The sequence below is a fragment of the Imbroritus primus genome (assembly GCF_964332355.1).
In the GTDB taxonomy this organism is placed as follows: Bacteria; Pseudomonadota; Gammaproteobacteria; order Burkholderiales; family Burkholderiaceae; genus Imbroritus; species Imbroritus primus.
Window position 1 is genome coordinate 306487 of record NZ_OZ201294.1, and the last position, 11631, is coordinate 318117.

At 64.9% G+C, this 11631-nt stretch carries 8 protein-coding genes; 7 read left to right on the forward strand and 1 reads right to left on the reverse strand.

The features are described 5' to 3' along the window. Positions 1 to 72 precede the first annotated feature (72 nt). The 3 genes from kdpD to ribA all read left to right on the forward strand — a co-directional run bounded on the left by kdpD (position 73) and on the right by ribA (position 4818). Positions 73 to 2844 (forward strand): two-component system sensor histidine kinase KdpD, encoded by a 2772-nt coding sequence (gene kdpD / locus ACQ3C8_RS16350; RefSeq protein ID WP_428853186.1) that lies wholly within the window; start codon positions 73 to 75, stop codon positions 2842 to 2844. Continuing rightward, positions 2841 to 3527, forward strand: a complete 687-nt coding sequence (gene kdpE, locus ACQ3C8_RS16355; RefSeq protein ID WP_428853187.1) for a two-component system response regulator KdpE — start codon at positions 2841 to 2843, stop codon at positions 3525 to 3527. Before kdpD ends, kdpE begins: the two co-directional genes overlap by 4 nt. 145 nt (positions 3528 to 3672) lie before the next feature. Then, on the forward strand, positions 3673 to 4818 hold the full coding sequence (ribA, locus tag ACQ3C8_RS16360; RefSeq protein WP_428853188.1) for a GTP cyclohydrolase II RibA: 1146 nt from the start codon (positions 3673 to 3675) through the stop codon (positions 4816 to 4818). Between the two features lie 43 nt (positions 4819 to 4861). Here the strand turns inward: ribA and ACQ3C8_RS16365 are convergent, their stop codons facing one another. After that, entirely contained in the window at positions 4862 to 5806 is a 945-nt protein-coding gene (locus tag ACQ3C8_RS16365) for a LysR family transcriptional regulator (protein WP_428853189.1), read from the reverse strand. A gap of 100 nt (positions 5807 to 5906) precedes the next feature. Between ACQ3C8_RS16365 and ACQ3C8_RS16370 the strand changes: the two genes are divergently transcribed. From ACQ3C8_RS16370 to ACQ3C8_RS16385, 4 genes are all read left to right on the forward strand, one after another. After that, the gene (locus ACQ3C8_RS16370; RefSeq protein ID WP_428853190.1) at positions 5907 to 7253 is read left to right on the forward strand and encodes an aspartate aminotransferase family protein; all 1347 of its coding nucleotides are present in this window, start codon (positions 5907 to 5909) and stop codon (positions 7251 to 7253) included. Between the two features lie 69 nt (positions 7254 to 7322). Continuing rightward, positions 7323 to 8840, forward strand: a complete 1518-nt coding sequence (locus tag ACQ3C8_RS16375; protein ID WP_428853191.1) for a CoA-acylating methylmalonate-semialdehyde dehydrogenase — start codon at positions 7323 to 7325, stop codon at positions 8838 to 8840. 358 nt (positions 8841 to 9198) lie between these two features. Next, positions 9199 to 10584, forward strand: a complete 1386-nt coding sequence (locus ACQ3C8_RS16380; RefSeq protein WP_428853192.1) for an FAD-binding oxidoreductase — start codon at positions 9199 to 9201, stop codon at positions 10582 to 10584. Positions 10585 to 10700: 116 nt separating this feature from the next. Beyond that, positions 10701 to 11477: an NYN domain-containing protein gene (locus tag ACQ3C8_RS16385; RefSeq protein WP_428853193.1), complete on the forward strand. Its 777-nt coding sequence runs from the start codon at positions 10701 to 10703 to the stop codon at positions 11475 to 11477. Positions 11478 to 11631: the final 154 nt, after the last annotated feature.

An 11631-nucleotide genomic window follows, 5' to 3' on the forward strand; every position in this document is an offset into this window, starting at 1 on the left:
CATGGCCTTGCGTTCCGGCGTGCCGTTCAGCAGTCCCTGCCGGAGCGCTTCAATCTGCTATCGTTTGATGTGATGAGCGACGCCCGTCCCGATCCCGATCAATTGCTGGCCCGCCTGCACGATGAGGCGGCCCGCGCCACCCGTGGCAAGCTGAAGATCTTCTTTGGCGCGTCGGCGGGCGTGGGCAAGACGTATGGCATGCTCGCCGCGGCGCGCATGCAGCGCGAGCAGGGTGTCGACGTTGTCGTCGGCATCGTCGAAACCCATGGCCGTGCCGAGACCGAGGCGGCGCTGGCGGGCTTCGAGCAGCTCCCGCGCAGATCCCACGAATATCGCGGCCGCGCGCTTGCGGAATTCGATCTCGACGGCGCGCTGGCGCGCAAGCCGGCGTTGATCCTGGTCGATGAGCTGGCCCACACCAATGTGGCCGGCTCGCGCCACCCCAAGCGCTGGCAGGACGTGGAGGAACTGCTGGCCGCCGGCATCGACGTGTACACCACCGTCAACGTCCAGCATCTCGATAGCCTCAACGACGTGGTCGGCGGCATCACCGGCATCCGCGTGCGGGAGACCGTGCCGGATCGCGTCTTCGACCTGGCCGACAGCGTGGTGCTGATCGACCTGCCGCCCGACGAACTGCTGCAGCGGCTCAAGGAAGGCAAGGTTTATCTGCCGGACCAGGCCGAGCAGGCCATCCAGCGCTTTTTCCGCAAGGGCAATCTGCTGGCCTTGCGCGAGCTGGCCCTGCGCCGCACCGCTGATCGTGTGGATGGCGACATGCTGCAGTACCGGCGCGAGCAATCCGTCTCCTCGGTCTGGCAGACGCGCGACTCGCAGCTCGTATGCATCGGCCCCGGCACCGAGGGCGAGCGGCTGGTACGCCGCGCCGCGCGGCAGGCGGCCCAGCTCGACGCCCCATGGCATGCCGTGTATGTGGAAACGCCAGCCTTGCAGCGGCTCGGCGCGGGCCGACGCAAGGCCATTCTCACCGCCCTGCAGCTGGCCAGCGACATGGACGCGGAAACTGCCGTGCTGGCCGATGCCGATCCGGTGCAGGCCATCACCCGCTACGCGCGCGAGCACAATCTCGCTCGCCTGCTGGTCGGCGCATCCATCCCCCATGCGTGGGCCTTCTGGCGTACGCCGTTCGCGACCCGGCTGGCGCGCCATGCCCCCGATCTCGATGTGATACAGGCGGCGCGTGACGATGCTGTGGCGCGCCCGGCTGCACTGCCGCTGTCCGAGCCTGGCCAGCGCTTCGCCGCGTGGCGTGCGCCGGCTTCGGCGTGGCTCGCCAGCGTGGGGGCCTGCGCCGTAGCAGCTGCGTTGGGCGGGCTGCTGCATCCTGCTGTCGAACTCACCAATATTGGCATGCTGTTCCTGCTGGCCGTGGTGCTGGTGGGCGTGCGCTACGGGCGCGGTCCGGCCGTGCTGGCGGCGTTTCTCGGCGTGGCGGCGTTCGACTTCCTGTTTGTCTCGCCGCAATTTTCCTTCGCGGTGTCAGATGCTCAATATCTCGTGACCTTCGCGGTGATGCTGAGCGTCGGCCTGATCACCGGTCAGCTGACCGCCGGCCTCAAATACCAGGCGCGCGTCGCCACGCACCGCGAGGCGCGCATGCGCGCCCTCTATGAAATGTCGCGCGAACTGTCCGGCGCACTGTTGCCCGAGCAGATCGCCGAGATCTGCGCCCGCTTTGTCGGGCAGACGCTCGATGCCCGTCCGGCGCTATTGCTGGCCGACGCTGGCGACCGCCTGCGGCCGCCGCTCTATGGCCACCTGGGCGGCCAGGATGGCACTGACGGTCCGATGGTCGACATGGGCATTGCGCAATGGGCCTTCGACCACGGCGAACCCGCCGGTGCCGGCACCGATACGCTGCCGGCCGCGCCACTGCTGTATCAACCCCTGCGTGCGCCGATGAACGTGCGCGGCGTGCTCGCGCTGGAATTCAAGGATCCGCGCCGCTTGCTGGCACCGGAACAGCGTCGCCTGCTCGACACCCTGAGCAGTCTGGTGGCGATTGCCCTGGAGCGCGTGCACTACGTGCAGGTGGCGCAGGATACGACCGTGCAGATGGAGTCCGAGCAGCTGCGCAACTCCCTGCTGGCGGCGCTGTCGCACGACTTGCGCACACCGCTCACCGCACTGGTGGGCGAGGCCGAGGTGTTGGCCAATGCGCTGGCCAATACACCCTCGCCTGATACGCAAGCGCCTGACACCAGACTGCGCGACACCGCGCGCGCGATCCGCGACCAGGCCATGCGCCTTGGCGCGCTGGTCAACAACCTGCTCGACATGGCACGCCTGCAGGCCGGTCACGTGCAGCTCAACCTGCAATGGCAGCCGCTCGAAGAAGTGGTCGGCAGCGCGCTCACGCTGGCCGCGCCATTGCTCGGCGCACGCACGGTAACGGTCGATCTGCCGCCCGCGCTGCCCTTCCTGGAGTTCGACGCGATCCTGATGGAGCGTGTGTTCTACAACCTGTTCGAGAATGCCGGCAAGTACACACCTGCCGGCAGCCGCATCGCGCTTAGCGCCCGTGTCGCCGGCGACTGGATGGAGATTCGTGTTACCGACAACGGCCCTGGCCTGCCGCGTGGCCGCGAGGAAGCCGTCTTCGAGAAATTCACGCGCGGGGCACGGGAAACGCCCGTCTCGGGTGTTGGCCTGGGGCTGGCGATCTGCCGGGCGATCGTCGAGGCGCATCATGGCCGCATCCGCGCGGAGAACCGGCCTGAAGGCGGCGTATGCTTCGTCATCACGCTGCCCCTCGGCTCCCCGCCGGCGATGGACCCCGAGGGCGAACCGCTGCGGCCCATGCCAGGAGATGATGCGCCATGAACGACGCCGCACCGCTGATCCTGATCATCGAAGACGACGCGCCCATCCGGCGCGTGCTGCACAGCGCCCTCGCGGCCGAAGGCTTCCGGCTGGTCGAGGCCGAGACCATGCAGCGCGGCCTGATTGAAGCGGGGAGCCACAAGCCCGACCTGGTCATCCTCGATCTCGGCCTGCCCGATGGCAACGGCGTGGATTTCCTGCGCAGCCTGCGCGCCTGGTCGGCCATGCCGGTGATCGTACTGTCGGCACGCACGCTCGAGCATGACAAGATCGACGCCCTCGATGCCGGTGCCGACGACTACCTCACCAAGCCGTTCGGCGCGGGCGAACTGCTGGCGCGCGTGCGTGCCCAACTGCGCCGGCACCATCGCGTCGCAGAAGAAGCCGTGGTCGCCTTCGGCGACGTGCAGGTCGATCTCGTGCACCGGCAGGTGCTACGCGGCGGCGTGCCCGTGGCGCTCACGCCGGTCGAGTACCGCCTGCTGACCGTGCTGCTGCGCCACGCCGGCAAGGTGCTGACGCACCGCCAGCTATTGCAGGAAGTGTGGGGGCCGGGCCATGTGGATCGTAGCCACTATGTGCGTCTCTATGTCGGCTACCTGCGCCGCAAGCTCGAGGCCGACCCCGCACGGCCTGCGCACCTCGTCACGGAAACCGGGGTGGGGTATCGCTTCGTGCCATGACGATATTGTGATCTGTACGCCTCTCGGATAGGCGTTTGCCCAACCGGGCAAGGCCACTTCGCGTTATGATTCCGGTTCTCCAATATTCAGAACAGGTCGGACGGGCGCGGCTCCGGACGGGCAGTACGGTACAACAAGGGACATCATGCAGCAGGCAGAGCGAGGCGTATTCGATTTGCGCCGTGGACAACCGGTGTTGCTCACCGCCGAGGAAGACGCCGCCGGCGCCGCGCGGCCGGCCTTGCTGGTCGCGGCGGTGGAAGCCCTGCGCCGCGACACGCGCGCCGCGCTGGAAGCCGATGCCGGAACGCCCGCCGTGCTGCTGCTGACTGCCCAGCGAGCCGCCATGCTCGGCCTGCAGCCGCCTTCCGGCCTGGGCAGCATCGCCATTACGCTGCCGGCCGACATGCCGTTCGACGCGCTGCTGGCGCTGGCTGGGGCGGTGCACGCGCCGCTGCCCGGCAATACCGCCACCTTGCCGGTACGTCTTGCCACCGCGCAGGAAGATGCCGCGCTGGTGCTGGCCAAGGCTGGCCGCATCCTGCCGGCGCTGCTGGCGAGCGAGGTCCCCGCGACCCGCCCCGCAGCCCTGCAAGCCAAGCTCGACGACCAGAGCATCCTTACCGTCGGCGCGCTCAGCGCCCGTCGCATGAGCGCCGCCTCGGCCCTCGACCTCAAGCTGATCAGCGAAGCGCCCGTGCCGCTGGCCGATGCCGAGAACGCCCGCTTCATGCTGTTCCGCGAGCCCAATGGCCTGCTCGAACACGTGGCCGTGGTGATCGGCGATCACCAGGACTGGTCCGGCATCGTGCCGGTGCGTCTGCACTCCGCCTGCCTCACCGGCGACCTGTTCGGCAGCCTGCGCTGCGATTGCGGCGAACAGCTGCGCAACAGCGTGCGCGACATTGCCGCCGATGGCGGTGGCGTGCTGCTGTATCTCGCCCAGGAAGGGCGCGGCATCGGCCTCGCCAACAAGCTGCGCGCCTACACCCTGCAGGACACTGGCCTCGACACCATCGACGCTGACCGCACACTGGGCTTCCGCGACGACGAACGCCGCTACGAGGCCGCCGTCGCCATGCTGCGCGCCATCGGCATCAGCCACGTGCAGCTGCACACCAACAATCCCACCAAGATCCGCGCGCTCGAACAGGCCGGCATCCAGGTCGCCGTGCGCAAACCCGTGCTGACCAAGCCGCACGCCTACAACCAGCGCTACCTCAATACCAAGGCCGAACGCGCCGGGCACATGCTCGAACCGGCCCTGCAGCCGGCCGACGAGGACATCTGAGGAACTTCAGGGCAGGGCGGCCACGCATTGCCCTGCGCCGCGCTCACCCGTCGACTGCCGCATGCGCCTCCACCAGGCACTGCTGAAACAGCAATGACGCCCGCGACGGCTGCGGCGCGCGCCGCAGCAGGCTGACGAAGCTGCACAGGTAATAGAACAGCGCCGGCTTGATCGCCTGCATCTGGCCGTTCTGCACAAAACTCGCCGCATAGTGGTCCGGCAAAAATCCCAGATAGCGTCCCGACAGGATCAGCGTGGCAATCGCCTCCTGGTCCGAGCCCGTGGCGTGGCGCGTCAGTTTTTCGCGGTGGCTCAGTTCCATGTTTGGCGAGTGGTAGCCCAGGCCCGCAAAATGGTGCTGGCGCAAATCGTCCCAGTCGAGCCCCGCGTGGTCCTGCCCGAACAGCGGATGCCGCTGCCCGCAGTACAGCAGCATGGTTTCGCCGAACAGCGCGGTATACAGCAGGCTGCGTGATTCGCGGTGCGCCGGGATAATGCCCACGTGCACGCTGCCGTCGATCAGCCCGCGCTCGATGGCATTGATCGATGCCACTTTCAGGTTCAGGCTCACATCCGGCGCGCGCTCCGAGAACAGCGCAATCGCCTTGGCGATGCGCGCCGCCGGGTTGGTGGCCGTCTTGTCGAACAGCGCCAGCTGCAGTTCGCCGCCCATGCGCAGGTGGATCTCGTCCACGCTGCTGCGGAACGTTTCCACCGAGGCCAGCAGGTGCAGCGTCTGCTCGTAGATAGCCTGGCCCTCGTTGGTCAGCATGAAGCCGCCGCGCCCCCGGCGGCACAGCACCATGCCCAGGCGCGTTTCCAGGTCCTTGATATGCCGGCTCACCGTGGAAATGCCAATGTTCAGCTCCAGCTCGGCCGCCGCCATTCCGCCGCATTCCACCACGCTCTTGAAGACGCGCAGCAGGCGCAGATCCATGTCGCTGACCTGGCCCAGCACAGCCCGGGTCTTGGGAGAAGTTACTTGCATAAACCGTCAAGTAAAGAGTGATATTTGTCCATTCACAAGATTATCGGGACGGACAACAATCTGCAATACTGAATTGACCCGCGCCTACCCGGAGACCGACATGACCGCGACCCATCTGGACGTTCTCGATACCGCCCACGATCGCAGCTGGTACGAAGCCCACTGGATGCCCTTTACCGGCAACCGCAATTTCAAGAACGACCCGCGCATGATTGTCTCCGCGCAGGGGGCGTACTTTACCGACATCGACGGCCGCAAGGTCTTCGACAGCCTCTCCGGCCTGTGGTGTACCGGTCTCGGCCATGCCCGCCCCGAGATCACCGAAGCCGTGAGCCGCCAGATCGCCAAGCTCGACTACGCACCCGGCTTCCAGTTTGGCCATCCGCTGTCCTTCGAACTCGCCAACAAGCTCAAAGACCTCACGCCTGACGGCCTCGACTACGTGTTCTTCGTCAACTCCGGTTCCGAAGCCGCCGACACCGCCCTCAAGATGGCCCGCGCCTACTGGCGCACCAAGGGGCAGGCCGGCAAGACCCGCATCATCGGCCGCGAGAAGGGCTATCACGGCGTGAACTACGGCGGCGTCTCCGTCGGCGGCATTGCCGCCAACCGCAAGATGTTCGGCCAGGGCATCGAAGCCGACTTCCTGCCACACACCCAGCTCGCCAGCAACGCCTTCACGCGCGGCCTGCCGGACAATGGCGCCGAACTCGCCGAGCGCCTGCTCGACATCATCAACCTGCACGACGCCTCGACCATCGCCGCCGTCATCGTCGAACCGTTCTCCGGTTCCGGTGGCGTGGTGGTGCCGCCCAAGGGCTACCTCAAGCGCCTGCGCGAGATCTGCACCGCGCACAACATCCTGATGATCTTTGACGAAGTGATTTCCGGCTTTGGCCGCTCCGGCGCGTTTACCGGCGCCGAAGCCATGGGCGTGACGCCCGACATCATGACTGCCGCCAAGCAGATCACCAACGGCACCCAGCCGCTCGGCGCGGTGATGGCCACCAAGGACATCTACGACACCTTCATGGCCGCCGGCGGCCCGGAGTACATGGTCGAATTCGCCCATGGCTACACCTACTCCGCCCACCCCGTGGCCTGCGCCGCCGGCCTCGCCGCGCTCGACGTGCTGGTGAAGGAAGACATGATCGGCCGCGTCAAGGCGCTCGCCCCGTATTTTGAAGACCGCGTGCACAGCCTCAAGGGCGTGAAGTACGTCAGCGACATCCGCAACTACGGCCTCGCCGCCGCGCTCACCATCGCCCCCGCACCGGGCGAGCCGGCGCGCCGCCCGTACGAGATCTCCATGGCCTGCTGGAAGAAAGGCTTCTACGTGCGCTACGGCGGCGATACCATTCAGCTGGCCCCGCCGTTCATCGCGACGGAAAAGGAAATCGACAACCTCGTCAACGCACTTGGCGAAGCCATCGGCGCACTCGACTGAGCACAACGCCGAGCGCCACACGCCCACGCCACAACACGACAACCGCATCACGATATTGCAGAGACACTCATGAACGATTCGACCAAGCAAGTCGCCACCGTCGGCCACTGGATCAACGGCGAAGCCGCCATCGGCGGCAACCGTGCACAACCGGTCTACGATCCCGCCACCGGCCGCGCCACCAAGCAGGTATCGCTCGCCGACAAGGCCACCGTGGAAAGCGCCATCGCCGCCGCGCAGGCGGCCTACCCGGCTTGGCGCAACACGCCGCCCATCAAGCGCGCCCGCGTCATGAGCAAGCTCAAGACCCTGCTCGAAGAACACGCCGATGAAATCGCCGCGCTCATCACCTCCGAAAACGGCAAGGTACTAGCCGATGCGCACGGCGAACTGCAGCGCGGCATCGAGAACGTCGAATACGCCAGCTACGCCACCGAACTGCTCAAGGGCGAACACAGCCGCAACGTTGGCCCCGGCATCGACTCGTGGAGCGAATTCCAGGCGCTTGGCGTGGTGGCCGGCATCACGCCGTTCAACTTCCCCGTGATGGTGCCGCTGTGGATGTGGCCCATGGCCGTGGTGTGCGGCAACACCTTCGTGCTCAAGCCCTCCGAGCGCACCCCGTCGTCCACGCTGCGCATCGCCCAGCTCGCGCTCGAAGCCGGCCTGCCGCCCGGCGTGCTCAACGTGGTTAACGGCGACAAGGAAGCCGTCGACACCCTGTTGACTGACCCGCGTGTGAAGGCTGCCAGCTTCGTCGGCTCCACGCCCATCGCCGAATACATCTACACCACCGGTTGCGCCAACGGCAAACGCGTGCAGGCCCTCGGCGGCGCCAAGAACTTCGCTGTCGTCATGCCCGACGCCGATATTCCCAACGCCGTGAGCGCGCTCATGGGCGCCGCCTACGGTTCGTGCGGCGAACGCTGCATGGCCATTCCGCTGGTTGCCTGTATCGGTGATGCAACCGCCGACGCCGTCATCGCCGGCCTGTCTGCCGAAATCGCCAAGATGAAAGTCGGCCCCGGCAACGACAATGGCAACGACATGGGTCCGCTCGTCACCAAGCCGCACTTCGAGAAAGTCCGCAGCTTCATCGAGGCGGGGGAAAAAGAAGGCGCCAAGCTCGTCGTCGACGGCCGCAACGTCAAGGTCGCCGGCCACGAAGAAGGCTACTACCTTGGCCCGTGCCTGTTCGACAACGTCAAGCCCGGCATGTCCATCTACCAGAATGAAATCTTCGGGCCCGTGCTTGGCATCATCCGTGCCAAGACCCTGCAAGAAGCCATGGACATGATCGACGCCCACGAATACGGCAACGGCACCTGCGTCTTCACCCGCGACGGCGAAGCCGCCCGTTACTTCACCGACCACATCCAGGTCGGCATGGTCGGCGTCAACGTGCCGCTGCCGGTACCTGTTGCCTACCACTCCTTCGGTGGCTGGAAGCGCTCCCTGTTCGGCGACCTCCACGCCTACGGCCCCGACGGCGTGCGCTTCTACACCAAACGCAAGACCATCACGCAACGCTGGCCGTCCGCCGGCGTGCGCGAAGGGGCGGTGTTCAGCTTTCCGTCAAGCCGCTGACCCGCCTGCACCACCGCAGTACCCGTAGCATGCCGTCCCCACGCCACCGGTTGGTGGCGTGGGGTTTTTTATGTTTCATCTTCGATACATGCCGGGCGCATGTCAGCACATCTCCGGCACATTCCCGCGCCTTCCAGCACATGGTTTTCCCTGTATTGCCGCCAGCCGGCAACCTATACTTTTCCCACACACATTCCGGTACGCAAAAGGGGTCAGCCGCCTAACCCTGCGCGGCGCGCCGGACCTATTGTGCTTGAGGTTGTGACGCATTCACCGGAGGACACTTTCACACCGCGCCAGGCATAGACGGCTCATATAAGAAGTCTTGTAAGAAATCACACCGTCAAGGAGGTGTGTCATGAGCAATTTGCCCAGTAGTGCCATCGACGATCTCAAGGCCGCTGCACGCGGTCAGGTCCTCACACCAGGCGATGCCGGCTACGACGACGCGCGCAAGATCTGGAACGCCATGATCGACCGACGACCGGCCGTGATCATCCGATGCGCCGGCGCGGCCGACGTGTGCAAGGCCGTCAACTTTTCCCGCGAACACAACCTGATCGTCGCCGTGCGCGGAGGCGGCCACAACATCGCCGGCACCGCCGTCTGCGACGATGGGGTCATGATCGACATGACCCCGATGAGATCGGTGCGGATCAACCCCTGGAGCGCCACCGCCTATGTCGAACCGGGCGTGACCCTTGCCGATGTCGATGGCGAAGCACAGGCCTTCGGCCTCGCCGTACCGCTGGGCGTCAACTCCACCACCGGCGTCGCAGGCCTCACCCTCGGCGGCGGGTTTGGGTGGCTCAGCCGCAGATACGGCATGACCATCGACAACCTGCTCTCCGTCGACATCGTCACCGCCGACGGCACACTCCAGCACGCCAGCGAACAGGAAAACCCCGACCTGTTCTGGGCCATTCGCGGCGGCGGCGGAAATTTTGGGGTTGTCACCCTGTTCGAATTCAAGCTGCACCCCGTCGGCCCCATCATTTATGGCGGACTCGTCGTGCTGCCGCTCGACCAGGCCAGGGACGCCCTGGTGAAATACCGCACCGAACTCCAGACCATGCCCGACGAACTGGCCGTATGGGCCGTCCTCCGACTCGCGCCGCCGCTGCCGTTTCTACCGCCAGCGGTACACGGCAAACCCATGGTCGCATTCGCCATCTGCTACACCGGCGACCCGCAAGACGGCCCAGCCGCCGTCGACGCCATCCGCAAGCTCGGCACACCCTATGGCGAACACCTCGGCCCCATGCCCTACACCGCATGGCAAAAAGCCTTCGACCCGCTGCTCACCCCCGGCGCCCGCAACTACTGGAAATCGCACAACATCGAAACACTGCAGGATGGGCTGATCGACGTCCTGGTCAACGCCGTCGAAAGCCTGCCATCACCCCAATGCGAGATTTTCCTGGGCTGCATCGGCGGCGCAACCATGCGCGTACCGCCTACCGCCATGGCCTATCCGCACCGGTCCACACAGTTCGCCATGAACGTGCACGGCCGCTGGGATGACCACAAAGACGATGCCAACTGCATTGCATGGTCACGCAAGGTCTTTCAGGATGCGAAGCCGTACTCACAGGGCGGCGTGTACGTGAACTTCATGACGGAGGAAGAATCCGGCCGGGTTGGGGCGGCGTATGGGCCGAATTTTGATCGGTTGGTGGAGGTGAAGAAGCGGTACGATCCGGGGAATTTGTTTCGGCATAATCAGAATATTCGGCCGGTGTAGTGGGAGCCTCGCTTCCTCCAAGCCACTGATTGCCTGTAGTACAAAACCCCTACACCCACTAGTTGGCGGGTGTGGGGGTTTTGTTGATGGCACCCCGTAGCCGCAATTACTCCTGTATGAAGCATAATGACAACTCGTCCAGAGGGAGCGAAATGGCAAACGACAGGCTGGCGGTATTGATTGATGCAGACAATGCGCAAGCTGCCTGTCTGCCAGACCTCCTCTCGGAGGTTGCGCGCTATGGCACGGCAACAGTCAAGCGGGCCTATGGTGACTGGACGACTCCAAACCTCAAAGCGTGGAAAGAAACACTACATAAGCACGCGGTTCAGCCTATCCAGCAGTTTCGCTACACCCAGGGCAAGAACGCCACCGACTCGGCGCTCATTATCGACGCCATGGACCTTCTCTACACCGGGCATCTACATGGCTTCTGCCTAGTATCCAGTGACAGTGATTTTACCCGGTTAGCGACTCGTTTGAGAGAGTCGGGATCAGCCGTGTATGGCTTTGGCGAAAAAAAGACGCCGGAGCCCTTCGTAGCGGCTTGCGACAAATTCATCTACACAGAGATATTGAGACCGCAGGCTGCTGCAACATCAGAGCAGGGTGATGACGTGAGCCGAGAGAGGACCGCTACACCAGCGTTGGGTTCCGCTGATGGGTTACAGGTCTCTTTGAGGCAGGCCATCGAATCTAGCGCAAAAGAGAATGGATGGGCTCCCATGAGTACCGTTGGCTCGATGATGCAGAAGATTGATCCGGCCTTCGATGCTCGGAACTATGGATATTCGAAGTTTGGTGTTTTGGTACGTGCGCAGTCTTTTACGGAAGTGAAGGAACTGCCTACTGGGGATGGATCTACTTCGGTGCTTTATGTGCGCCTTAGGTAGTGCGGTAGTCGGCAATTCGAGGCGCTGGTAGAAATTGGATAAAAAAAGCGCGAGGGCCTTCACCCGCGACGGCGAAGTCGCCCGCTACTTCACTGACCACATCCATGTCGGCGTGGTCGGCGTCACACACTGGCCTTCCGCCGACGAACGCGGG

Coding starts and splice junctions, on each gene's coding strand:
- kdpD (WP_428853186.1), top strand. CDS start 73: ATGAGCGACGCCCGTCCCGATCCCGATCAATTGCTGGCCCGCCTGCAC.
- ACQ3C8_RS16380 (WP_428853192.1), top strand. CDS start 9,199: ATGAGCAATTTGCCCAGTAGTGCCATCGACGATCTCAAGGCCGCTGCA.
- ACQ3C8_RS16375 (WP_428853191.1), top strand. CDS start 7,323: ATGAACGATTCGACCAAGCAAGTCGCCACCGTCGGCCACTGGATCAAC.
- ACQ3C8_RS16365 (WP_428853189.1), bottom strand. CDS start 5,806: ATGCAAGTAACTTCTCCCAAGACCCGGGCTGTGCTGGGCCAGGTCAGC.
- ACQ3C8_RS16370 (WP_428853190.1), top strand. CDS start 5,907: ATGACCGCGACCCATCTGGACGTTCTCGATACCGCCCACGATCGCAGC.
- ACQ3C8_RS16385 (WP_428853193.1), top strand. CDS start 10,701: ATGAAGCATAATGACAACTCGTCCAGAGGGAGCGAAATGGCAAACGAC.
- kdpE (WP_428853187.1), top strand. CDS start 2,841: ATGAACGACGCCGCACCGCTGATCCTGATCATCGAAGACGACGCGCCC.
- ribA (WP_428853188.1), top strand. CDS start 3,673: ATGCAGCAGGCAGAGCGAGGCGTATTCGATTTGCGCCGTGGACAACCG.